This window comes from Pseudomonas sp. KH_027 (assembly GCF_057838565.1).
On the sequence record NZ_CM174470.1, the window covers coordinates 3038765 to 3062417 of the forward strand.

Here is a 23653-nt window from a genome sequence, read left to right on the forward strand (position 1 = left end):
CTTCCTGTCTTCATCGGGGTGCTATACGCGTGCAGAGCCCGTTACTACATCCGTAGGAGCGGCCCAGGGCCGCGAAGGCACCCGCTCGGCCGCCGTGCGGGGGTTGGTCGCGGGCATGGCCCGCGCCTACAGCCGGGATCTCAACCAGCCAGGCCGACCAATCGGGCCAATTCGACAGTGCGGTTGGCGTAGCCCCACTCGTTGTCGTACCAGGCATAGAGCTTCACCTGGGTGCCGTTGATGACCAGGGTCGATAGCGCATCGATGATCGAAGAACGTGGATCTGTGCGGTAATCGATGGACACCAGCGGTCGCTCCTCATAACCGAGAATGCCCGCCAGCTCGCCTTCGGCGGCGGCCTTGAGCAGTTGGTTGACCTCTTCCAGCGTGGTTGCACGCTCCACCTCGAACACGCAGTCGGTCAGTGAGGCGTTGGCCAGCGGCACACGCACGGCGTGGCCGTTCAAGCGCCCGCGCAACTCGGGGAATATTTCCGCAATGGCGGTGGCCGAGCCGGTGCTGGTCGGGATCAGGCTCATGCCCGAGGCGCGGGCACGGCGCAGGTCCTTGTGCGGCTGGTCGAGGATGCTCTGGGTGTTGGTCAGGTCGTGGATGGTGGTGATCGAGCCATGACGGATGCCGAGGTTTTCGTGGATCACCTTGACCACCGGCGCCAGGCAATTGGTGGTGCAGGATGCCGCCGTGACGATCCGGTGCCGAGCCGGATCGAACAACTGCTGGTTGACCCCCATGACCACGTTCAGCGCGCCCTCCTCCTTCACCGGGGCGCTGACCACCACGCGCTTCACCCCCTGATCCAGATAGCCCTGCAGCACGGCGACGGTTTTCATCTTGCCGCTGGCCTCGATCACCAGATCGCAACCCGACCAATCGGTATCGGCAATCACCTTGTTCGCCGTGACCCTGACCCGCTTGCCGCCGATCACCACGCAGTCGCCTTCGGCGCTAGCCTCATGCTGCCAGCGGCCATGCACCGAATCGAAGTTCAGCAGATGCGCGTGGGTTGCCGCATCGCCGGCCGGATCGTTGATCTGCACGAACTCGAATTCCGGCCAGCCCCAGGCGGCGCGCAGGGCCAGGCGACCGATGCGGCCGAAACCGTTGATGCCTACTTTGATGGACATGTACTCGTTCTCTTGAGTCTGCTTTTAGTTGAGAGGTTGGCCGACCCGGCCTGGGCCGGATGCGAAACATGCGCGAACGGCTCAGCAGCAGGTGGCAAGCCGTTCCGGCCGATCACCCATGGTGTCGAGGCGTTTCGAGCTTGGGCTGAGCCAGTGCTTGTTGGCATCGAGCACGGTCGCCAGGATGACGCGCACCCAGTCCGGCAAGTCGGGGTGCAGGCGGTAGTACACCCACTGCCCTTGCCTACGGTCCGCCAGCAACCCGCAATTGCGCAGTTGCGCCAGGTGGCGGGAAACCTTGGGCTGGCTCTCATCCAGGGCGCAGGTCAGCTCGCAAACGCACAATTCTTGCTCGCGGGCGACCAGCAGCATCAAACGCACGCGGGTTTCATCAGCCAGGCATTTGAATACGGTCGTGGGTGTCAAGTGATCGGCCATGGCAAATGCCTTCGCTTACATATGAGAAATCGAATATACGGATTAACGCATATGTAGTAAATCCCTACATATGATCGAACCGCACCCGCTCGGGCATCCGCGGCCGGACAAGCAACTGATTAATGACAGGGCCATGCGGTAGGCGTCATTCGGGCATGAGAAGCCCGGTGGAAGAACGATTGGGAGAGGGACCGCCTGACGAGTTGTCTGTCAGTTCGAACCAAGGCACACACGAACGGGCCGATAAGGTCCAGTGGCGACTTCAGCATGACGAAGAAGCCAGAAATGATGGTGTCCCCTGCTGGAGTCGAACCAGCATCTAGCCCTTAGGAGGGGCTTATTCTATCCATTGAACTAAGGAGACAAGCGGTGGAGACAAGCGGTGAAACCGAGGCGGATTCTACCCGTTTCCAATGTGCGGTAGAGGGATGTCCAGTAGAACCATCCACCCTTCCCATCACAGAGTTGCTCCATCCAGTTGAGCAACGGAAATCTGCCGACTATCGTGCTAAGCAGTGCGCGACAGGACAACCGGGCGGCATGTTAACGGCCGGCGAGATTTTTGTCATGCCGTAGCAATCCGCGTTACCCATACTCAACTGAACCTCGCAGGAGCGCCGCCATGTCAAACGCCCCCAAAGCCGCTCAGTTACCCGACTCGCCGTTCGCCACCTTCAGCCTGCGTGCCGCCTGCAGCGCGGACGCCGCCAAGCTCGCCAACCTGTTGCAACAACTGGGCAGCGATGACCCACGCCCGGACCCGACCCTGCTGGCCTTGCGCCTGGCCGAGCTGCCGGCCAGCCGCGAAGTGCTGGTGGCCGAACGCGACGGGTTGCTGCTTGGCACCTGCACGCTCAACCTGATCGAGCACCTGGCGCACAACTTCGCGCGCTCGGCGGTGCTCGAAGACGTGGTGGTGGACAGCCAGCTGCGCGGCCTCGGCATCGGTCAGGCGCTGATCGCAAAAGCCACCGAGCGCGCCCGCGCCTGGGGTTGTTACAAGCTGGTGCTATCCACCAGCCAGAACCGCGAGGCCGCGCATCGTTTTTACGCGACGCTGGGCTTTCAGCCGCACGGCATCAGCTTGGCACTATCCCTGGATTGACCCTTACTTCAAACCGAAGCGCTCCTCGGCCAGGCGATCGGCCACGGCCGTGGTGGTGCGGCCTTCCTGATCGGCGCGAACGAAGATCTGCTGCAGGGTATTGCCGATGCCTTCGATATGCGCCTTCAGCTCGGCGGCGCTGCCGCCACTGCGCTCGAAATACACATCGATGATGCCGCCGGCGTTGATCGCGTAGTCCGGCGCATACAGGCAGCCGTTGCGTTTCAGCTCCTCGGCCAGTTGTGCGTCGGCCAGTTGATTGTTCGCCGCCCCGGCGATGATCGGCGCACGCAGCGCTTCGAGGGTGTGCAGATTGATGATGCCGCCCATGGCGCAAGGCGCGAAGACGTCCACATCCAGCCCGTAGATTTCGTTCTGGCTCACCGCTTTGGCGCCCAGTTGCTCAACCGCGCGGCGCACGTTGGCATCGACGATATCGGTCACCCACAGCTCGGCACCGGCCTCTTTCAGGTGCCGGGCAAGGCTGAAGCCGACCTGACCGACGCCCTGGATCGCCACTTTGAGGCCACGCAGGTCATCGCGGTGCAGGCGATGCTTCACCGCCACCTGAATGCCGATGAACACACCGTAGGCGGTAGACGGCGACGGATCGCCATTACGGATACCGCCATCGAAAGCTTCGCGTTGCCCAGCGCCGGCCACATGGCGGGAGCGCTCGGCCATGATCTGCATTTCCGCCACGCCCGTGCCGGAGTCGGCGGCGGTGATGTAGCGTCCGCCCAGGCTGTCGACGAAATCGCCCATGGCCTGGAACAGCGCCTCGCTCTTGCCGGTATGCGGGTCGCCGATGATCACTGCTTTGCCGCCGCCCAATGGCAGGTTGGCCAGGGCCGACTTGTAGGTCATGCCACGGGACAGGCGCAGCACGTCGCGCAGGGCCTGTTCGTCATTGGTGTAGGGCCACATGCGGCAACCGCCGAGGGCCGGGCCAAGATTGGTGTTATGAATGGCAATGATGGCTTTCAGGCCGGAAGCCTTGTCGTGGCCGTAGACGACCTGCTCGTGACCAGCGAATTCAACGTGGGAGAAAACGGACATGCGGGTACCTCGGGGTTTCTTGTCAGGGTTGAAGTGGGGAACGGCGGATGCCCTCTCCCCAGCTCTCCCCCGTAAACGGGAGAGAGGCTTGCAGGTAATGGGGTTGCTTGAACGTCAGGCGGCTGACTCGTAGAGCTGCACGACCTTGAGCTCACCGGCCAGCAGCCGGGTACGCAGCTGCGCTTCATGCTCGCGAGCCTTGGCCATGGCGCGCTCCTTGACGTGGCCGTAGCCGCGGATCTGCTCGGGCAGCTCGGCGATAGCTACCGCTGTCTGGTAGTTGTCGGCACGCAGATGGGCAAGCAGCGCTTCGATGCTGTCCTCGTAGCGGCCGATCAGCTCGCGCTCCTGACGACGCTCTTCACTGTAGGCGAACACGTCAAAGACGCCGCCACGCAGGAACTTGAACTTCGCCAACAGGCCGAAGGCGCTCAGCATCCAAGGGCCGAACTGGCGCTTGCGCGGCTCGCCGGTAAGCGGATCGCGCTTGGCCAGCCAGGACGGCGCCAGGTGGAACTCCAGGTGGTAGTCACCGCTGAACTGCGCTTGCAGTTGCTTGCGGAAATCACCGTTGCTGTAGAGCCGCGCCACTTCGTACTCGTCCTTGTAGGCCAGCACTTTGAAGTAGTAACGCGCCACGGCCTCGGTCAGTTGCCGATCGGCATCGCTGTCGACCCGCCGCACGCGCTCGACCAGCTCGCTGTAGCGCTTGGCGTAGGCGGCGTCCTGGTAGGCGGTGAGGTAGTCGATGCGGAACTGGATGACTTCCTCCAGGCTCTCGCAACTCGGCGCAAGCGGCTCCGCCGGGGCGGCCAGTTTTTCCACCCCGGACAGGTCATGGGCGGCGCGGCGCCCCCAGAGGAAGGCCTCGCAGTTGAGTTTCACCGCCACGCCGTTGAGCGTGATGGCCTGTTCGATGGCGGCGGCGGATACCGGCACCAGTCCACGCTGATAGGCGTAGCCAAGCATGAACAGGTTGGTGGCGATGCTGTCGCCGAGCAGGCGCGTGGCCAGGCGCGTGGCATCGATGAAGTGGGTCTTGTCACGGCCCACCGCCTCGATCAGCGCCTCCTGCATGGCCTGCCCCGGCACTTGGGCATCTGGGTTGCGGGTGAACTCGGCGGTAGCCGCCTCATGGCTGTTCACCACGGCGGTGGCGATGCGCTCGTTGAGCTTGGCCAGCGCTTCTTCACTGGCGGCTACCACCAGGTCGCAGCCGAGCAGCAGGTCGGTCTCGCCGGCGGCGATGCGCACGGCGAAGATGTCGTCCTGCTTGGCGGCAATACGGATGTGGGTAATCACCGGACCGAACTTCTGCGCCAGACCGGCTTGGTCGAGCACGCTGCAGCCTTTGCCTTCGATGTGCGCGGCCATGCCCAGCAGCGCGCCGACAGTGGTCACGCCGCTGCCGCCGACACCCGGCAGGAGAATATTCCACGGCCGCTCAAGGGTGGGCTGGGTCGGCTCCGGCAGTGCCGCGAATACTGCACCAACCCCTACCGCTTCCGGCTTGCGCAGGCTGCCGCCATGCACGGTGACGAAGCTCGGGCAGAAGCCATCGACGCAGCTGAAATCCTTGTTGCAGGAGTTCTGATCGATCTCGCGCTTGCGCCCGAGCTCGGTCTCCAACGGCAGCACCGACAGGCAGTTGGACTTCACGCTGCAATCGCCGCAGCCCTCGCACACCGCCGGATTGATGAAGGCACGCTTGGCCGGATCGACCAGCTTGCCGCGCTTGCGCCGACGGCGCTTCTCGGTGGCGCAGGTCTGGTCGTAGATGATCACCGAGGCGCCCTTGAACTCGCGCAGCTCACGCTGCACGGCATCCAACTCACGGCGATGGTGAAAACTGACGATCGGCGCAAAGGTATCGCGGGTCGGGTACTTCTCCGGCTCATCGGTGACCACCGCAATCCGCTTCACACCCTCGGCGAACACCTGCTGGCTGAGCTGATCGACGCGCAGTTCGCCGTCGATCGGCTGGCCGCCGGTCATGGCCACCGCATCGTTGTAGAGGATCTTGTAGGTGATATTCACCCCGGAAGCGACCGCCGCACGCAGGGCCAACTGGCCGGAATGGAAGTAAGTGCCGTCACCGAGGTTCTGGAAGATATGCGGGGTGTCGGTGAACGGTGCCTGGCCGATCCAGGTCGCGCCCTCGCCGCCCATCTGGGTGAACGTGTCGGTGTTACGGTCCATCCACTGGGTCATGTAGTGGCAACCGATGCCACCCTGGGCACGGCTGCCTTCCGGCAGTTTGGTCGAAGTGTTGTGCGGGCAACCGGAACAGAAATGCGGCGTGCGCACGGTGGTGTGCTTGGGCGCGGCCAAGGCTTTTTCCTTGGCGGCAAGAAAGGCCAGACGCGACTCGATCTGCTCGCTGCTGTAGATCGGCGCCAGACGCTTGGCGATGGCGCGGGCAATCATCGCCGGAGTCAGCTCACTGAGGTTCGGCAGCAGCGAAACGCCGGTTTCGTCGAACTCACCGACCACCCGTGGACGCTTGCCCACCGGCCAGTTGTACAGCTGACCGGTTAGCTGGTCTTCAATGATGCTGCGTTTTTCTTCGACGACGAGGATTTCATCCAGGCCCTCGGCGAACTCATGCACCGAGACCGGCTCCAGCGGCCAGCTCATGCCGACCTTGAGTACACGCAGGCCGACCTGGGCGCACAGTGCATCGTCCAGGCCGAGATCGACCAGTGCCTGGCGCACGTCGAGGTAAGACTTGCCAGTGGTGATGATACCCAGGCGCGGACTGGGCGAGTCGAGCATCACCTGGTTCAGGTTGTTGGCGCGGGCGAAGGCGCGGGCGGCATAGATCTTGTAGATGTTGAGGCGCTTTTCCTGGGCCAGCGGCGGATCCGGCCAACGGATGTGCACACCGTCTTCCGGCAGCTCGAAGTCTTCGGGAATCTTCACCTCGACGCGCAGCGGATCGACATCGACCACAGCGGAGGAATCGACATTCTCGGCGATCGTCTTCAGCGCCACCCAGCAACCGCTGTAACGCGACAACTCCCAGCCGATGATGCCGTAGTCGAGGATTTCCTGGACGTTGGACGGGTTCAGCACCGGAATCGACGCAGCAATGAAGGCGTGCTCGCTCTGGTTGGCGATGCTCGAGGATTTGCAGCCGTGGTCGTCACCGGCCAATAGCAAGACGCCGCCATGGGCCGACACACCGGCGGAGTTGCCATGCTTGAACACGTCGCCGCAGCGGTCCACGCCAGGGCCCTTGCCGTACCACATGGAGAACACGCCGTCATAGCGCGCCCCAGGGAACAGGCTGGTCTGCTGGCTGCCCCACACGGCGGTGGCGGCGAGCTCTTCGTTGACCCCGGGCTGGAAGTGGATGGCGTTTTCCTGAAGGAAGGGCTTGGCCTCCCAGAGGCTCTTGTCGAGGTTGCCCAGGGGCGAGCCGCGATAACCGGAAATGAAGCAGGCGGTGTTCAGCCCGTGGGCCGTGTCACGCTGCTTTTGCAGCATCGGCAGGCGAGTCAGTGCCTGGGTGCCGGTGAGGTAAAGATGACCGGTTGCGAGTCGGTACTTGTCATCCAGGCGGATCTCGGCCAGTGACATGTGGGCGCTCCTTTTATTGTTTTGGCGACCTCGGATGGCAACGGTTAATGCCATCGTTATTTGGCCCCGCACAGGATCGCTGCGCGGGACGGCTGGCTAAGAATATGACGGTTCGGGATGGATTTTTTATTTCTAATTTGGGCCTCAAACACCAATACTGCACATGAACCTTCCAATAAAAACAAAATATGGGAATCATTCATGCAAAACCCATTAAGCCCCATCGACCGCAAGATTCTCCGCCTGCTGCAACACAACGCCGACCTCTCGGCGGCCGAGGTCGCGGAACGGGTAGAACTGTCCCAATCACCCTGCTGGCGGCGGATTCATCGCATGCAGCAAGATGGCCTGATCGAACGCAAGGTCGCGCTGCTCAATCCCAAACTGCTCGGCTTCAGCATCACGGTGTTCGTCAACATCAAGCTGTCTGCCCATGGTCGCAGCAACCTGGAGGAATTCGAGCAGGCCATCGTCGGCTACCCCGAGGTGCTGGAGTGTTACACCATGGCCGGCGGCTCGGACTACCTGCTCAAAGTGGTGGCCAAGGACATCGCGGGCTATGAACGCTTTCTGCGCGACCAGTTGCTGCAACGCCCGCACGTGCAGGAAGCGCACTCGAACATCGCCATGAGCGAGGTCAAGCGCACCACTGAGCTGCCGCTGGATTAAGCCGCCGCAAAGCGCAAAAGATCGGCGCTGCGCGGCACTCAGCAACCTAGATTCAGCCAGAACGACTCCAGCGCCACCAAGGCCTGCGACGGTGCTGCAGAGAAACCATGGCCCGGTCGCACACTAGACAGTGACAACCCTAAGCGCATTCCAGGCACGCATCGCCAGTGCCGAGCAGGGTCAGGCGCATACGCGGCTCGCGCCGATCAGATCGAGCAGGCTTGCCACGGTTTGCTCAAAGTGCTCGGAGTTGTCGAGGACATGCAGCTGACCACAGCCCTCGTCTTGCGAGTTCGCACCGGCTTCGAATTGCGCGTTACGAGCCAACCGGGCCTCGATCTCTTCGACGGCCTCGCGCCCCCGCGCCAGCAAGCGCTGACGCAACACCGCGCTATCCACGCGGAGCAGGATCGCGAGTAAATCCGGGTAGAGCTGGCGCGCCTGCGGCAGATAAGCCCGCGAGCCGTTGACCAGCACGTCATGCCCGGCCGCCAGCCAATCGTCGATCTGCCTGGGGATGCCATACGCCAGGCCATTGGCGCGCCAGCTCATGGCAAACGCGCCCTCAGCCTCCAATCGATCGAACTGCTCGGGCGTCACGGCCTCGGCCTCTTCGCCAACCGCTTCGGCCGAGCGGGTGATCACCCGCCGCACGATCCGACAGCCGCGCGCCTCAAGCGTCGCGCGGGCAGCCTGCAGCAGGCTGTCCTTGCCTGCCCCCGAAGGGCCGATCAAATAAATCAGCTTGCCCATGCTCAGAACACCCTTTTGCCTTGAGGCCTAACCTGCTGGATCAGCACCGCCCCGCCAGCCTCTCCCAGCCTGCAGCAGTCCCACCCGCAGGCCGATGCGAGTCTCGCCATGGTCCAGCGGGCCACCCCCAACTGTCGACGCCAATAGCCTCAGTAAATCATACCCCTAGGCCCCGCCGGGGAGCGAAACCCAGCACACCCGACGGCCCGCACAACGGCAAATCCTGCAACCGGACCTATTGTTCAGGCTCTCGACGCAGGGCATTGCGTTCATGGGCTACCCTTGCAGAGGGTGCTGTCGCTCATCATGGCAAGCAAAGCCGGTGTCAGCGGTATTGATTGGGCGTGACGCCAAGCTGACCGGCCGCTTGAATTTTCATGCAGCAGGCACACTGGAAAACTGGCTTTGCACAGTAGCGCGCATTTCTGACAACAGGTACTGGCAAAAAGCCGGTATCAGGGCGAAAATACGACACAGAATTGGCGTCAAATAATTGCTACACATGATCGTGCGGTCGTAGAAGCATAAACAGTGATCTTGGTTGAACGGCTAGTGCTAATGATGGTCAAACCGGTGACAATCATGCAGCTAAGTGCCAGCATCGCTCCCCTGAACTAACCGGTTTAAATGTATGCGTCCTATGAAACAGGCTATTTACTCCAGCCGTACGGCTGACAAGTTCGTCGTTCGCTTGCCCGACGGCATGCGTGAACGCATCGCCGATGTCGCACGCAACCACCACCGCAGCATGAACTCCGAGATCATTGCGCGCCTTGAGCAGAGCATGCTTCAGGAAGGCTCGCTGGATGAAGACCTCAGCATGCGCCTGGACAGGCCCGAACTGTCCCTGCATGAACGCGAACTGCTGCAACGCTTCCGCCAACTGTCGCGGCGCCAGCAGAATGCCCTGGTTGCCCTGATCGCCCATGACGCGGAATTGAGCGCAGAAGAAGCTTAATCAAGCGCCAAGGTACAAAAAGGCCAGCCAAGTGCTGGCTTTTTTGCGAGCAAGTTAGACATAGCCGATAAAAAACCGCCCAGAGGCGGTTTTTTATCGGCTACCCATTTCATTCAAAGCAGGAAAAGTGTCGCCAACCCGAGAAAGATGAAGAAACCACCGCTGTCGGTCACTGCGGTAATCATCACACTGGAACCCAACGCCGGATCGCGCCCCATGCGCACCAGCGTCATCGGGATCAAAACGCCCATCAATGCCGCCAACAGTAGGTTCAGGATCATCGCGCCAGTCATAACCACCCCCAACGACCAACTGCCGTAGAGCATGTAGGCAACAACACCGATGACCCCACCCCAGACCACGCCATTGAACAACGACACCGCCAACTCCTTGCGCATCAGACGCGAGGTATTACCGGTACTTACCTGATCCAGCGCCATTGCTCGCACGATCATGGTGATCGTCTGGTTGCCGGAGTTGCCGCCGATACCGGCAACGATGGGCATCAGTGCAGCCAATGCCACCAGTTTCTCGATCGAGCCCTCGAACAAGCCAATCACCCGCGAAGCGATAAAGGCGGTGATCAGGTTGATCGCCAGCCAGGCCCAGCGGTTGCGCAACGACTTCCATACCGAAGCGAAGATGTCTTCTTCTTCGCGCAGACCGGCCATGTTCAGTACTTCGGCTTCACTTTCCTCACGGATCAGGTCGACCATTTCGTCGATGGTGAGACGGCCGATCAGCTTGCCGTTCTTGTCCACCACCGGTGCGGAAATCAAGTCATAGCGCTCGAAAGCCTGGGCGGCATCGTAGCCATCTTCATCCGGGTGGAAACTCACCGGATCGTCAGCCATAACCTCAGCCACCTGCTTATCCGGATCGTTGACCAGCAGGCGCTTGATCGGCAACACCCCCTTGAGCACCCCGTCGTAATCGACCACGAACAGCTTGTCGGTATGCCCGGGCAACTCTTTCAGGCGCCGCAGGTAGCGCAGCACCACTTCCAGGCTGACATCTTCGCGGATGGTGACCATCTCGAAGTCCATCAGGGCACCGACCTGGTCCTCCTCATAGGACAATGCCGAACGCACGCGCTCGCGCTGCTGCGCATCGAGCGTCTCCATCAATTCGTGGACGACGTCGCGAGGCAGTTCCGGCGCCAGGTCCGCCAACTCGTCGGCGTCCATCTCGCGAGCGGCCGCCAGAATCTCGTGATCGTCCATGTCGGCGATCAGCGTTTCCCGTACCGAATCCGAAACTTCGAGGAGGATGTCGCCATCGCGCTCGGCCTTGACCAACTGCCAGACGGTCAGTCGGTCCACCAGCGGCAAAGCTTCGAGGATATGGGCAACGTCGGCTGAGTGCAGGTCATCGAGCTTGCGTTGCAGCTCGGCGAGATTCTGCCGGTGAACCAGGTTTTCCACCCGATCCTGATGCTGGCCTTCCTGACGATGCGTCAGGTCTTCGACCAGTTTGTGGCGATGCAGCAGCTCAACGACTTGAGCCAGGCGATCCTGCAGGCTTTCTTGCGGCTTTCTTGCTTCTACTTCAGTCATAGCGCACTCCACCCCCAGCAGCAGAGTGCGCTAAGGGGTCAATCAGTCAGTTCATGATTGGACAATCGAGGTTCTGAGTTACTACTGGGTAAGTCCATGGTTGCAGTCCATAAGCCCCGGCGGGGCTGACAGGAGAAATGATAACACCGCTCAATAGCTTTGCACGTTACAAAATCTTGGCAAGAACAAGCGCTTGCATCACATAGTTCAGCACTTTTTGAATCCTGTTACTGCGACACAAGGCAAATTCAGCAGGGCACTACTGGCCAGAAAATAACCCCGCGCTAAGCTTGCCTGGTGACCGTCAAGGAGGACGTCAACATGCACAGACTGCTAAGCGCAGGGCTCTGCGCCACTTTGCTTTGCCCTTCCCCACTACTGCTGGCCTCGACCGTGTTCCGCTGCGAAGACGACAACGGCCATATCACCTTCACTCTGCACGGCTGCCCAGCCGAGCACACCCAGCAACTGCAGAGCGCCGAAAACCCAACACCCGGCAGCGACGCGCCCGTGCCCCTGGCAAAAACCGCCAAGGGCACGCGCATGGGTAAAACCGGCAAGAAAGCCAAGGACAGCGAACTGGTGATAGTGGGTGAACGACAGGATGGTTGTGGCAACCGCGTTACGGGCAACGCCCGCCGCACGGCGATGATCCAGAAGGAAGTGCGTGCCGGCATGACCCGTGCGGATGTAGAGAGCGCCCTGGGCAAGCCGGACAAAATCAGCAGCCAGAATGGCCAACTGCGCTACCAATACAGCGACAACGAAGGCCGCAGTCGCCGAGTCAGCTTTGACGAGGATGGCTGCGTAAAAGGCAAACGCTAGACAAATAAAAAGGGCCTGCATCGCTGCAGGCCCTTTCAATTTGGTGCACTCAGGAGGATTCGAACCTCCGACCGCTCGGTTCGTAGCCGAGTACTCTATCCAGCTGAGCTATGAGTGCATTGTTACAACATCCCAAGAGCGCCTAGGCATCTCTCGGGTAAAGCAGAATGACCTACATCGCTGTAAACCACCCGTTGAATATGGTGCACTCAGGAGGATTCGAACCTCCGACCGCTCGGTTCGTAGCCGAGTACTCTATCCAGCTGAGCTATGAGTGCAAAAGTTGCTTAAATTATAAAGCTTCGAATCTGACGGTCAACTAATTTTTTCAGTAAATTCAATCACTTACCGCAAAAACCAAAACATCAACTTCGGCATGAATAATGGCGGAGAAGGGGGGATTCGAACCCCCGACACCCTTTTGAGATGTACTCCCTTAGCAGGGGAGCGCCTTCGGCCACTCGGCCACCTCTCCGCAACACGGGGCGCATGATATCCATGTTTTCCCCGTTTGCAAAGCCAAAAATTGATAAAAATTAGTGGCTTGGTTCTTGGTCTTTCTCTTTCTGGATGCGCTGGTAGATTTCCTCGCGGTGTACAGCGACCTCCTTGGGCGCATTCACACCAATACGCACCTGATTACCTTTCACGCCCAGCACGGTGACAGTGACATCGTCACCCACCATCAGGGTCTCTCCGACCCGTCGAGTCAGAATCAGCATTCCCTTTCTCCTTACGGATTACAGTTCAGGACAACAAACAGTCTGCAAAATTAAAATGGTGGCAGCCCCCGCGAATATCAAGCGCTGGGGACCTTCACCCAAGTATTGACTAGTGTAGACAGAAAAAAAGTTCCGCTACCTACGCCAAAATGACAAAAGGCGCGGGATCAACCGCGCCTTTCGGGCAACGCCTCACTCACCCTGTCGGGCTGGGGCGTCCAATTCAAAAGCGGTGTGCAATGCACGCACTGCCAACTCCAGGTATTTCTCTTCGATCACCACCGACACCTTGATTTCCGAGGTGGAGATCATCTGGATATTGATGCTCTCCTTGGCCAAGGCTTCGAACATGCGACTGGCCACGCCCGCGTGGGAGCGCATACCGACGCCGACAATGGAAACCTTGGCGATCTTCAAGTCGCCGCTGACTTCCCGCGCATTGATCTCGCGTGCGGTCTGCTCGAGCACCTGCTGGGCGCTCTGGTAGTCGTTGCGGTGTACGGTGAAAGTGAAGTCCGTGGTGTTATCGTGCGCGACATTCTGCACGATCATGTCCACTTCGATATTCGCGGCACTGATCGGGCCGAGGATCTTGAAGGCCACGCCAGGGATATCCGGCACGCCACGGATGGTCAGCTTGGCTTCGTCGCGGTTGAAGGCGATGCCGGAGATGATCGGCTGTTCCATGGATTCCTCTTCATCAATAGTAATGAGGGTGCCCGGCCCCTCTTGGAAGCTGTGCAGCACGCGCAGCGGGACGTTGTACTTGCCGGCGAACTCCACCGAGCGGATCTGCAGCACCTTGGAGCCGAGGCTGGCCATTTCCAGCATTTCCTCGAAGGTGATCTTGTCCAGACGCTGAGCCTGCGGCACGACGCGCGGGTCGGTGGTGTAGACGCCATCCACATCGGTGTAGATCTGGCATTCATCGGCCTTCAGCGCGGCCGCCAGGGCCACACCGGTGGTGTCTGAACCACCACGCCCGAGGGTGGTGATATTGCCGTGCTCATCCACCCCCTGGAAACCCGCAACCACCACGACACGGCCGGCCTTGAGGTCGGCACGGATTTTCTGGTCGTCGATCTGCAGGATACGCGCTTTGTTGTGCGCGCTGTCCGTCAGGATGCGCACCTGGTTCCCGGTGTAGGAAACGGCCGGCACGCCACGCTTGATCAGCGCCATGGTCAGCAAGGCAATGGTCACCTGCTCACCGGTGGAGACCATCACGTCCAGCTCACGCGGCACCGGTTGTTCGCTGATCTGCTTGGCCAGGTCGATCAGGCGATTGGTTTCGCCACTCATGGCGGATAACACAATCACCAGATCATCGCCCGCTTCGCGGAATTTCTTGACCTTCTCGGCCACCTGCTCGATACGCTCGACGGTGCCGACGGAGGTGCCTCCAAACTTCTGTACGATCAAAGCCATTTCAAAGCCGCCTCAGCCCATGAAGGGCGCCCATTAAACATTCAACTCGGCTCAGCGCCAAGGCCCGCCGGGCGTCGGGCGGGCCACGCGAGCCAACGGTTAAAGACCTTGTTCGACGAAAGGCACGGTCAAGGCCAGCGCAGCATCCAGTGCCGCGGCATCAACGCCACCGCCCTGCGCCATGTCCGGACGACCGCCGCCCTTGCCGCCGACCGCCGCAGCGGCCTGTTTCATCAGCTCACCGGCTTTCAACTGGGCGGTCAGATCCTGGGTGACGCCCGCGACCAGCACAACCTTGTCATCCAACACGCCGCCGAGCAGGATCACCGCCCGACCGAGTTTATTCTTCAGTTGATCGACCAGCGCCAACAGTGCCTTGCCGTCCAGACCGTCCAGGCGCGCAGCCAGGACTTTCACACCCTTGATCTCGATGGCCGAACTGGACATGTCGTCGCCGGCCGCACTGGCAGCCTTGGCCTTCAGTTGCTCCAACTCTTTCTCCAACTGGCGATTGCGCTCGACCAGGCCAGCCAGCTTATCCAGCAAGTTGTCGCGGCTGCCCTTGACCAGCGCCGCGGCCTCCTTCAGCTGTTCTTCGGCACCGTTCAGGTACGCCAGCGCAGCCGCGCCGGTGACTGCTTCGATGCGCCGCACGCCTGCCGCCACACCACCTTCGCTGGTGATCTTGAACAGGGCGATGTCACCGGTACGGGCAACGTGGGTACCGCCGCACAGTTCGACGGAAAAATCGCCGCCCATGCTCAGCACGCGCACATTGTCGCCATACTTCTCGCCAAACAAGGCCATTGCCCCCTTGTTCTTGGCGGTTTCGATGTCGGTTTCCTCGGTCTCGACCGCGGAATTCCTGCGAATCTCGGCGTTGACGATGTCTTCCAGCGCCTTCAACTGTTCGGGCTTGATCGCCTCGAAGTGGCTGAAGTCGAAGCGCAAGCGCTGGCTGTCGACCAACGAGCCTTTCTGCTGCACATGCTCGCCGAGCACCTGGCGCAAAGCCGCGTGCAGCAGGTGGGTGGCCGAGTGATTCAACGCGGTGGCCTGACGCACGCCGGCGTCGACCTCCGCACTCAGCGGCGCATCAACCTTGAGACCGCCCCGGGCGACGATGCCGTGATGCAGGAAGGCACCGCCGGCTTTGGTGGTGTCACGCACGTCGAAACGCACGCCAGCGGCGTGCAAGTAGCCGCTATCGCCAACCTGACCACCGGACTCGGCGTAGAACGGCGTTTGATCGAGAACGACCACGCCCTCTTCGCCCTCGTTCAGTTGTTCGACGGCCTGGCCGGCCTTGAACAGCGCAACGATCTGGCCGGCACCCGAAGTACCTTCGTAGCCGGTGAAGCGGGTTTCGCTGTCGACCTTGACCAGGCTGTTGTAATCCATGCCAAAGGCGCTGGCCGAGCGCGCACGCACGCGCTGGGCTTCCATCTCGCGCTCGAAGCCAGCTTCATCCAGGGTCAGCTCGCGCTCGCGGGCGATGTCACCGGTCAGGTCCATCGGGAAGCCGAAGGTGTCATACAGCTTGAAGATCACTTCGCCCGGAATCACCGTACCCTGCAACTCGGCCAGATCCTGCTCGAGAATCTTCAGGCCCTGCTCCAGGGTCTTGGCGAATTGCTCTTCTTCGGTTTTCAGCACGCGCTCGATATGCGCTTGCTGCTGCTTGAGCTCTGGGAACGCCTCACCCATCTCCGCCACCAGTGCGGCGACGATCTGATAGAAGAAGCTGCCCTTGGCGCCCAGCTTGTTACCGTGGCGGCAGGCGCGCCGGACGATGCGGCGCAGCACATAACCACGGCCTTCGTTGGACGGCGTCACACCATCGGCGATCAGGAAGCCACAGGAACGGATGTGGTCGGCGACCACTTTCAGCGACGGCTGGGCGTCGTTACTGCAGCCAATGGCCTTGGCGCAGGCGCTCAGCAGGCTCTGGAACAAGTCGATCTCGTAGTTCGAATGCACGTGTTGCAGCACGGCGCTGATCCGCTCCAGGCCCATGCCGGTGTCCACCGACGGCGCCGGTAGCGGGTGCAGCACGCCGTCCGCGGTACGGTTGAACTGCATGAAAACGTTGTTCCATATCTCGATATAACGATCGCCGTCTTCTTCCGGCGAGCCGGGTGGGCCGCCCCAGATATCGGCGCCGTGATCGTAGAAAATCTCGGTGCAAGGCCCGCACGGGCCGGTATCGCCCATGGTCCAGAAGTTGTCGGAAGCGTACGGTGCGCCTTTGTTGTCGCCAATCCGCACCATGCGCTCAGCCGGCACGCCGACTTCCTTGGTCCAGATGTCGTAGGCCTCGTCATCGCTGGCGTAGACCGTCACCCACAGCTTGTCCTTGGGCAGGTTCAGCCACTTGTCGGAAGTCAGGAACTGCCAGGCGTAGTTGATCGCATCGCGCTTGAAATAGTCGCCGAAGCTGAAGTTGCCCAACATTTCGAAGAACGTGTGGTGGCGCGCGGTGTAACCGACGTTTTCCAGGTCGTTGTGCTTGCCGCCGGCGCGAACGCACTTCTGGCTGCTGACGGCGCGGGTGTAGGCGCGCTTTTCCTGGCCCAGGAAGCAGTCCTTGAACTGGTTCATCCCCGCGTTGGTGAACAGCAGGGTCGGGTCGTTGCCCGGGATCAGAGAGCTGGAGGCGACTCGGGTGTGACCCTGCTCTTCGAAGAAGCGGAGGAAGGCTTCACGGATTTCTGCGCTTTTCATAGGTTCTTCCACGGGAAAGGCGGCGATCAGATTATTTATGCTCTATTGAAAACGTAGCGAGCGCAGGTCAGGCGAGGCAAAAACAGGGCGAGAAAGCGGAGTTGACTGCAGTCAATGAGCATTCCGCCCCTGTTTTTAACCCAGCATCACCGAGGCTCAGTAGTTTTCAACGGATTGCCGGCAAAGGGCCGCATTATATCGGCCCAGAGGGTTCGGTACAGTGTCTTTGTACGATAGTTAGCCGCTATTGAACGGGTTTGCCGCTCAGTGCTGACGAAAGGCGGCGAATGCCTCGACCACTTGATGAATGTCGGCGCTGGAAACATCCAGGTGCGTCACCAGGCGCAGACGCTCGGCAGCGCTGACCTTGATCCCGCGCTCGGCCAGAAAGGCCTTGAGAGCCTGTGCCTGCGGACCGACCCGCACGTAGACCATATTGGTCTGCACCGGCTCGACTGTATACCCCAGCTCCTGCAGCCCGCCCGCCAGGGTGGCGGCATTGGCGTGGTCATCGGCCAGGCGCTCGACCTGATGCTGCAAGGCGTACAAGCCCGCCGCCGCGAGGATGCCGGATTGACGCATGCCACCACCGACCATTTTGCGCAAGCGCCGCGCCTTGCCGATCAGCTCCGTGCTGCCGCACAGCACCGAACCGATTGGCGCGCCCAGGCCCTTGGAGAGACAGACCGAAACCGAATCGAAGTGCTGGGTGATCTGCCGCGCATCCACCCCCAGCTTGACCGCCGCGTTGTACAGCCGGGCACCGTCCAGATGCAAGGCCAGGCCATGCTCAAGGGTGAGTTGCCGGGCGGCAGCCAGGTACGCCAAGGGCAACACCTTGCTCTGCATGGTGTTTTCCAAGGCCAGCAAGCGGGTGCGGGCGAAATGGAAGTCGTCCGGCTTGATCGCCGCCGCCACACGGGCCAGGTCGAGCGTGCCATCGACCTCGGCCACCAACGGCTGCGGCTGGATCGACCCGAGCACGGCCGCGCCGCCGCCCTCGTATTTATAGGTATGTGCTTCCTGCCCGACGATGTACTCATCGCCACGCTCGCAGTGCGCCATCAAGCCAAGCAGGTTGCTCATGGTGCCAGTGGGTACGAACAGGCCTGCGGCGAAGCCCAGGCGGCCAGCCAGGTACTGCTCCAGGCGATTGACCGTCGGATCTTCGCCATACACATCGTCGCCAACCTCCGCGCTCAGCATCGCCTGCCGCATGCCAGCGCTGGGCTGGGTGACGGTGTCGCTGCGCAGATCGATAACAGACATGGGGCGGGCTCCTGAATGGGCGAAAAGCCTGATGCTAAAGCGCCCCAAGGGGACAGACAAGGATAGGCTGGGTTAGGCGCACCCCGACTCGTAGCCGTTCGGCAATCTCTGACGCGCCGTAACCCAGCGATACGCCAATGCCGATGCCCTCGCAATGCTGGGTTACGCGGCGTTTGCACTCGCGTGGGTTGTTGCGGATTTGCTTACGCCGCTAACCCAGCCTACGCCAAGCTATCGGCGCTAGTCGGCACCACCAGAATCGCGGCGCGCAGGCCATTCTTCACTTTCGGATTAGGGAAGATGATGCGCGCGCCCTCCTCCTCGACTATCCAGCGTGTGCCGGCCACATCCTCGGCCAGCAGATAGCCCTGCGGCAGTTCGCTGAAGTTCTCGATGTCCGCCGGCAGATGCAGGGTAAACCTGTCGCTGCGCTTGATCACCTCGCGGGCCACCGCGAACAGCTGCAAACCGTCCAGGTCAGCCCCCTCCAATGGCGGCTCGCGGCCCTCGATCAGGCATTGCAAGCGCACTTCCAGTTGATCGAGGTTGACCTGCTGGTTCTGCCCGAAGGGCCGCGCCTTGCCCAGTTCCAGGGTGAAGGCCTCGGCATCCAGCTTGGCGTAGGTGTAGGAGCTGAAGGTGATCGAGCCCTTGCTCTGCAACAGTACCGCAGCGATCCCCGCAGCCCGCAGGCGAGCCAACTCCAGCCGCGAGTGGGTGCAGCCTTCGCGCCAGGGATAGAGGGCGAACTGTTCGATTTTCGAGCCACGGATGGCGGTGTGCAGGTCGTAATGCAGGCGGCTGCGTTGCGGCTTGCTGAAGAAGGTCGCACTCAGGCGCTCCAGCTCGCCAGCGCGCAGCGCTTCGAAACCGCTGGAGAGCTCGTGCCGGCCATTGAACAGGCGGTTGATGTCCTGCTCGATGTAGCGCTCGCCACGGCGCATGGCCTCGGGATTGCCGAACAGGAACAGAATCCGAGCCCGCGGTTTCAGCTCGCCGCGAGCGATACCTTGCAGCAGGCGATCGAGCAGTTCGATCGGCGCGGTTTCATTGCCATGCACGCCGGCCGAGAGCAGCAGGTCCAGGCCACTGTCGGTGGCGCCGGGCGGCGTTACTTCCAGTGCGCCTTCGGCCAGCCAGCGCAAACGTGCACCCTCGGCGGTCAGTTGAATCTTGGCAGCGGGCTCGTGGCCCGCCAGGGTCAGTTCAAGCAACTTGCCAAGGGCTAACATAGGATGCTTCCCGCTACTGGTTATGGCTTAGTGATCGTGGCCGCAGTCCGGACCGTGCACATGCTCGTCGCCACCGTCTGCCGGCTCCATTTCCAGCTCCAGGCTGACCAGATTGGTCGCCAGCGGACGCAGCAGCAGGTTGGCGTACTCGGCGTCGCCCTCCTCGACATCCACGCCGATGATCAACTGGCCGCGACCATCCTGTTGAATCCAGACTTCCTTGCCCTGCCAGATCACGGCAAAGCGTGTGCAGGAAGTTTCCAGCTGGGTGCCGTCGGTGTCTTCGAGGATCAGTTGCAGGCTATCGGACATGGTTGCAGGACTCTTAATTGATCTGGAATGGATACACAGAGCCTAGTTTAAGGATCTGCGTCAGTTCATCCAATGCCGAACGGCATTCGACCAGCAATTGCGGGTCGGCCAGGTCGGTTTCGGCCAGACGGTCACGGTAGTGCTTGTCGACCCAGACGTTGAGGGTGTCATACAGCGTCGGGGTCATGATCACACCCGGATTCACCGCGTTCAGCTCGCCCTCGTTGAGCGCCACCCGCAGGCGCAGGCAAGCCGGGCCACCGCCGTTCTGCATGCTCTGCTTGAGATCGAAAACCTTCACCTCGCGGATCGGGCCATCTTCGGCGGTCAGGCGCGACAGGTAATTCCAGACGCGCTCGTTGTTGCGGCACTCCTCCGGCACGATCAACAGCATCGAACCGTCGGCACGCGACAGCAGCTGGCTGTTGAACAGGTAGGAGTGCACGGCGTCTTCGACGCTGACCGCCTCGCGCGGCACGCACACGGCGCTGAAACGCCCGCCGCGTCGACCGAGTTTGTCGTGCAGCTCGGCCAATACCTTCTGAGTGTCGAGGAAGGCATCTTCGTGGTGGAACAGCACTTCGCCGTTACCCACGGCGATCACGTCGTTGTGGAATACGCCCTGATCGATCACCGCCGGGTTCTGCTGGGCGTAGACCACGCCGTCTTCGCCCAGGCCATGCAGGCGCGCGACCGCCTGGCTGGCTTCCAGGGTTTGCCGCGCCGGGTAACGCTGCGGCGCCGGGAAACGGCTATCGAAGGCGCTGCGGCCGAACACGAAGAACTCCACGCCGGCCTCACCGTAGCTCTTGCAGAAGCGCGTGTGGTTGGCCGCGCCTTCGTCGCCGAACTGCGCCACCGCCGGCAGCGCCGCGTGATGGGCGAAATGCTGCGGGTTGGCGAACATGGCGCCGAGAATACGACTGGTGGTCGGATGCTCAAGGCTGCGATGGTATTTGCAATTGAGGTTGGCGGCGGTGAAATGCACACGGCCATCGGCGGTGTCGGCACTCGGGCTGACGGTCGCCGCGTTGGCGGTCCACATGCTCGAGGCCGAGCAGCTGGCAACCAGCAATGGCATGGCGTCTTTCGCCGCCTGCTCGATCACCTGCGCATCCGTACCGCCGAACCCCAGGCTGCGCAGCGCGGCAACATCCGGGCGCTCCTGCGGGGCCAGCACGCCCTGCTTGAAGCCCATCTCCATCAGCGCCTTCATCTTCGCCAGGCCTTGCTTGGCAGCTTCCTTAGGGCTGGAGAGCTGCTGGCTGTTGCCCTGCGAGGCAACGTTGCCATAGGACAGGCCACCGTAGTTGTGAGTCGGCCCGACTAGACCGTCGAAGTTGACTTCATAGGCATTCTTGACAGTCATAGGCTGACTCCCGGGGTCAGGGTTGCAGGCAGGCTGAGGCTTTCGCTTTCCAGCGAGGCCACCGGATAAGCGCAGTAATCGGCCGCATAGTAGGCGCTGGCGCGATGGTTGCCGGAGGCGCCGACGCCACCGAAAGGTGCGGTGCTGGCGGCGCCCGTCAGCTGTTTATTCCAGTTGACGATGCCGGCACGGCTCTCGACCCAGAACTGTTGGTAGCGCTCGCGCGAATCCGACAGCAAGCCAGCCGCCAGGCCATATTGAGTGGCGTTGGCTTCGCGAATCGCGCCGTCGAAATCAGCGTAGCGGATCACTTGCAGCAGCGGGCCGAAGAACTCTTCGTCGGGGCGCTCGCCCACGGCGGTGACATCCAGGATGCCCGGCGTCAGCAAGGCTGCAGTGTCCAGAGGCTGAGTCATCGCCAGCAAGGGCGTGGCCCCCTGAGCCAGCAGATGCTCCTGAGCCTTGAGCAGATGCCGCGCGGCATCCAGCGAAATCACCGAACCCATGAAGGGTGCCGGTTGCGCATCGAAGGCGCCGACCTGAATGCTCGCGGCCACCGCCACCAGGCGCGCCAGCAGCATGTCGCCCCAGGCGCCCTGCGGCACCAGCAGGCGGCGGGCACAGGTGCAGCGCTGGCCGGCGGAAATGAAGGCCGACTGGATGATGGTATAGACCGCCGCATCGAGGTCCCTGACCTGATCGACGATCAGCGGGTTATTGCCACCCATTTCCAGCGCCAGGATCTTGTCCGGGCGGCCGGCGAACTGTTGATGCAGCAGGTTGCCGGTGCGGCTCGAACCGGTGAAGAACAGCCCATCGATACCCGGGTTGCCGGCCAGGGCCACGCCCGTGTCGCGGGCGCCTTGCAGCAAGTTGAGCACGCCTGCCGGCAGGCCGGCTTCGATCCAGCACTGGACCGTCAGCTCGGCGACCTTCGGGGTCAGCTCGCTGGGTTTGAAGATCACCGCGTTACCGGCCAGCAATGCCGGCACGATATGGCCATTGGGCAGGTGACCGGGAAAGTTATAGGGGCCGAACACCGCGACCACGCCATGCGGCTTGTGCCGCAATATCGCCGTGGCGTCGGCCAGCGGGCCGCTCTTTTCGCCGGTGCGTTCGCGGTAGCTCTGAATCGAGATGGCCACTTTGTTGACCATACTGGTCACTTCGGTCGCGGATTCCCACAGCGGCTTGCCGGTTTCCTCGCCGATGGTATGGGCCAGCTCCTCGCCGCGCGCCTTGAGTGCAGCAGCAAAGCGCTCCAGCACGGCGATGCGCTCTTCCAGCGAGCACTTGGCCCAGGCCGGGAACGCCGCGCGAGCGGCTTGTACCGCCGCCTCCACTTGCGCCGCCGTGGCCGCCAGGCCAGCCCAGACCTCGGCCTGGGTCACCGGGTTCAACGACTTCAGCGCCTCGCCCTGACCAGCTTGCCAGGTGCCGGCAATGTAATGGGTATTCATCAGATCAGCTCCTTGTTCGCTGGCGCCGAGGCCGACAGCGGCACCGCACGCACTTGCTCGCCGGCGGTGAGTTGCAGGCGCTTGGCGGTCAAAGGGTCGACCACCAGAGTGCCGGCCGCCATTCGCGCCGGGGCGGCGGTGATGCGGCAGTTCTCGCGCTTGCGGTTATGGATCAGAAACGGCGTGGCGTCATCGCCGGGCGTGCCGATCGCCAGCACCAGCGCCTGGCTGTCGCGCACGGCGCGGATCTTCGCGGTCTCGGCTTCGATGGCCGGGCCGGCATCGAAGATATCGACATAACCCTGGTAGCTGAAACCTTCGGTCTTGAGCATGGCCAGCGCCGGCTCGGTATCGGGATGGACACGGCCAATAATGTTGCGTGCCTCTTCCGAGAGGAAGCAGGTGTAGAGCGGAAACTTCGGCATCAACTCGGCGATGAAGGCCTTGTTGCCGACCCCGGTCAGGTAATCGGCGCGGGAGAACTCCATCTTGAAGAAGTGCCGGCCGAGGCTTTCCCAGAATGGCGAACGGCCATTCTCATCGGACATGCCGCGCATCTCGGCGATCACCTTGCTGCCGAACAGCTGCGGGAACTCGGCGATGAACAGAAAGCGTGCCTTCGACAGCAGGCGACCGTTCAGCCCGGTGCGATGGTCCGCCTGCAGGAACAGCGAGCACAGCTCGGAATTGCCGGTCAGGTCGTTGGCGAGGAACAGCGTGGGGATCTCGCGGTAGATATTCAGTTCCTGCGAGGCGCTGACAGTCAGCCCCAGGCGATAGTTGTACCAAGGCTCGCGCAGGCCGACGGCGCCGGCGACCGCCGAGATGCCGACCACCTGGCCGTCGTCATCCTCGAGGACGAACAGGTAGTCGGCATCGGCGCGTTCGGCCTCGCCACGGAAGGCTTTCTCCGCCCAGCCGACGCGGTGCGCCAGGCGCTCTTCGTTGGCCGGCAACGTGGTCAGGCCGGCGCCGGTGCTGCGCGCGAGAGTGATGAGGGCCGGTAAATCGGCACTGCGGACTGGACGAACGATCATAGGAAATCCT

The 23653-nt window shown here is 61.9% G+C and carries 19 protein-coding genes and 4 tRNA genes; 4 read left to right on the forward strand and 19 right to left on the reverse strand.

Annotated elements, in window-relative coordinates; translation table 11 throughout:
• Nucleotides 1-140: 140 nt before the first annotated feature.
• From AC3IYG_RS14280 to AC3IYG_RS14290, 3 genes are all read right to left on the reverse strand, one after another.
• Nucleotides 141-1145, reverse strand: a complete 1005-nt coding sequence (locus tag AC3IYG_RS14280) for an ArsJ-associated glyceraldehyde-3-phosphate dehydrogenase (RefSeq protein WP_489309427.1) — start codon at nt 1143-1145, stop codon at nt 141-143.
• 81 nt (nt 1146-1226) lie between these two features.
• Nucleotides 1227-1583 carry a metalloregulator ArsR/SmtB family transcription factor gene (locus tag AC3IYG_RS14285; RefSeq protein WP_489309429.1) on the reverse strand — a complete coding sequence of 119 codons (357 nt, stop codon included), beginning with the start codon at nt 1581-1583 and terminating at the stop codon, nt 1227-1229.
• 289 nt (nt 1584-1872) lie between these two features.
• A tRNA-Arg gene (locus AC3IYG_RS14290) sits at nt 1873-1947 on the reverse strand.
• A 258-nt stretch (nt 1948-2205) separates the two neighbouring features.
• On the opposite strand from AC3IYG_RS14290, the gene AC3IYG_RS14295 reads away from it, so the two are divergent.
• Nucleotides 2206-2688 (forward strand): GNAT family N-acetyltransferase, encoded by a 483-nt coding sequence (locus tag AC3IYG_RS14295; RefSeq protein WP_489309431.1) that lies wholly within the window; start codon nt 2206-2208, stop codon nt 2686-2688.
• A 3-nt stretch (nt 2689-2691) separates the two neighbouring features.
• Here the strand turns inward: AC3IYG_RS14295 and AC3IYG_RS14300 are convergent, their stop codons facing one another.
• Complete coding sequence (locus tag AC3IYG_RS14300; protein WP_489309433.1) at nt 2692-3747, reverse strand: Glu/Leu/Phe/Val dehydrogenase dimerization domain-containing protein; 1056 nt, start codon at nt 3745-3747, stop codon at nt 2692-2694.
• Between the two features lie 114 nt (nt 3748-3861).
• Entirely contained in the window at nt 3862-7329 is a 3468-nt protein-coding gene (locus AC3IYG_RS14305; RefSeq protein ID WP_489309435.1) for an indolepyruvate ferredoxin oxidoreductase family protein, read from the reverse strand.
• Nucleotides 7330-7530: 201 nt separating this feature from the next.
• On the opposite strand from AC3IYG_RS14305, the gene AC3IYG_RS14310 reads away from it, so the two are divergent.
• Complete coding sequence (locus tag AC3IYG_RS14310) at nt 7531-7998, forward strand: Lrp/AsnC family transcriptional regulator (protein WP_489309437.1); 468 nt, start codon at nt 7531-7533, stop codon at nt 7996-7998.
• 180 nt (nt 7999-8178) lie between these two features.
• Here the strand turns inward: AC3IYG_RS14310 and phnN are convergent, their stop codons facing one another.
• Nucleotides 8179-8751, reverse strand: coding sequence for a phosphonate metabolism protein/1,5-bisphosphokinase (PRPP-forming) PhnN (gene phnN / locus AC3IYG_RS14315; RefSeq protein ID WP_489309439.1), 573 nt, complete (start codon nt 8749-8751; stop codon nt 8179-8181).
• A 631-nt stretch (nt 8752-9382) separates the two neighbouring features.
• On the opposite strand from phnN, the gene AC3IYG_RS14320 reads away from it, so the two are divergent.
• Nucleotides 9383-9709: an Arc family DNA-binding protein gene (locus AC3IYG_RS14320; protein ID WP_489309441.1), complete on the forward strand. Its 327-nt coding sequence runs from the start codon at nt 9383-9385 to the stop codon at nt 9707-9709.
• 113 nt (nt 9710-9822) lie between these two features.
• Here the strand turns inward: AC3IYG_RS14320 and mgtE are convergent, their stop codons facing one another.
• On the reverse strand, nt 9823-11265 hold the full coding sequence (mgtE, locus tag AC3IYG_RS14325) for a magnesium transporter (protein ID WP_489309443.1): 1443 nt from the start codon (nt 11263-11265) through the stop codon (nt 9823-9825).
• Between the two features lie 321 nt (nt 11266-11586).
• On the opposite strand from mgtE, the gene AC3IYG_RS14330 reads away from it, so the two are divergent.
• Nucleotides 11587-12090: a DUF4124 domain-containing protein gene (locus AC3IYG_RS14330; RefSeq protein WP_489309445.1), complete on the forward strand. Its 504-nt coding sequence runs from the start codon at nt 11587-11589 to the stop codon at nt 12088-12090.
• Between the two features lie 41 nt (nt 12091-12131).
• Here AC3IYG_RS14330 and AC3IYG_RS14335 read toward each other — a convergent pair.
• The 12 genes from AC3IYG_RS14335 to astA form a co-directional block, all read right to left on the reverse strand.
• Nucleotides 12132-12208 (reverse strand) — tRNA-Arg (locus AC3IYG_RS14335).
• Nucleotides 12209-12291: 83 nt separating this feature from the next.
• Nucleotides 12292-12368 (reverse strand) — tRNA-Arg (locus tag AC3IYG_RS14340).
• Between the two features lie 106 nt (nt 12369-12474).
• A tRNA-Ser gene (locus tag AC3IYG_RS14345) sits at nt 12475-12565 on the reverse strand.
• A gap of 61 nt (nt 12566-12626) precedes the next feature.
• On the reverse strand, nt 12627-12812 hold the full coding sequence (gene csrA / locus AC3IYG_RS14350; RefSeq protein WP_003283978.1) for a carbon storage regulator CsrA: 186 nt from the start codon (nt 12810-12812) through the stop codon (nt 12627-12629).
• 192 nt (nt 12813-13004) lie between these two features.
• Complete coding sequence (locus AC3IYG_RS14355) at nt 13005-14240, reverse strand: aspartate kinase (protein ID WP_489309448.1); 1236 nt, start codon at nt 14238-14240, stop codon at nt 13005-13007.
• 99 nt (nt 14241-14339) lie between these two features.
• The gene (gene alaS, locus AC3IYG_RS14360) at nt 14340-16964 is read right to left on the reverse strand and encodes an alanine--tRNA ligase (RefSeq protein WP_489309450.1); all 2625 of its coding nucleotides are present in this window, start codon (nt 16962-16964) and stop codon (nt 14340-14342) included.
• Between the two features lie 264 nt (nt 16965-17228).
• On the reverse strand, nt 17229-18233 hold the full coding sequence (ltaE, locus tag AC3IYG_RS14365; RefSeq protein ID WP_489309452.1) for a low-specificity L-threonine aldolase: 1005 nt from the start codon (nt 18231-18233) through the stop codon (nt 17229-17231).
• Nucleotides 18234-18454: 221 nt separating this feature from the next.
• Nucleotides 18455-19465 (reverse strand): succinylglutamate desuccinylase, encoded by a 1011-nt coding sequence (gene astE, locus AC3IYG_RS14370; RefSeq protein ID WP_489309454.1) that lies wholly within the window; start codon nt 19463-19465, stop codon nt 18455-18457.
• 27 nt (nt 19466-19492) lie between these two features.
• On the reverse strand, nt 19493-19777 hold the full coding sequence (locus AC3IYG_RS14375) for a topoisomerase II (RefSeq protein ID WP_489309456.1): 285 nt from the start codon (nt 19775-19777) through the stop codon (nt 19493-19495).
• A gap of 13 nt (nt 19778-19790) precedes the next feature.
• Nucleotides 19791-21146 (reverse strand): N-succinylarginine dihydrolase, encoded by a 1356-nt coding sequence (gene astB / locus AC3IYG_RS14380; RefSeq protein ID WP_489309458.1) that lies wholly within the window; start codon nt 21144-21146, stop codon nt 19791-19793.
• On the reverse strand, nt 21143-22609 hold the full coding sequence (astD, locus tag AC3IYG_RS14385) for a succinylglutamate-semialdehyde dehydrogenase (RefSeq protein ID WP_489313918.1): 1467 nt from the start codon (nt 22607-22609) through the stop codon (nt 21143-21145). Before astD ends, astB begins: the two co-directional genes overlap by 4 nt.
• Nucleotides 22606-23643 carry an arginine N-succinyltransferase gene (gene astA, locus AC3IYG_RS14390; protein WP_489309460.1) on the reverse strand — a complete coding sequence of 346 codons (1038 nt, stop codon included), beginning with the start codon at nt 23641-23643 and terminating at the stop codon, nt 22606-22608. The genes astD and astA overlap by 4 nt, the downstream gene beginning before the upstream one ends.
• Between the last annotated feature and the right edge of the window lie 10 nt (nt 23644-23653).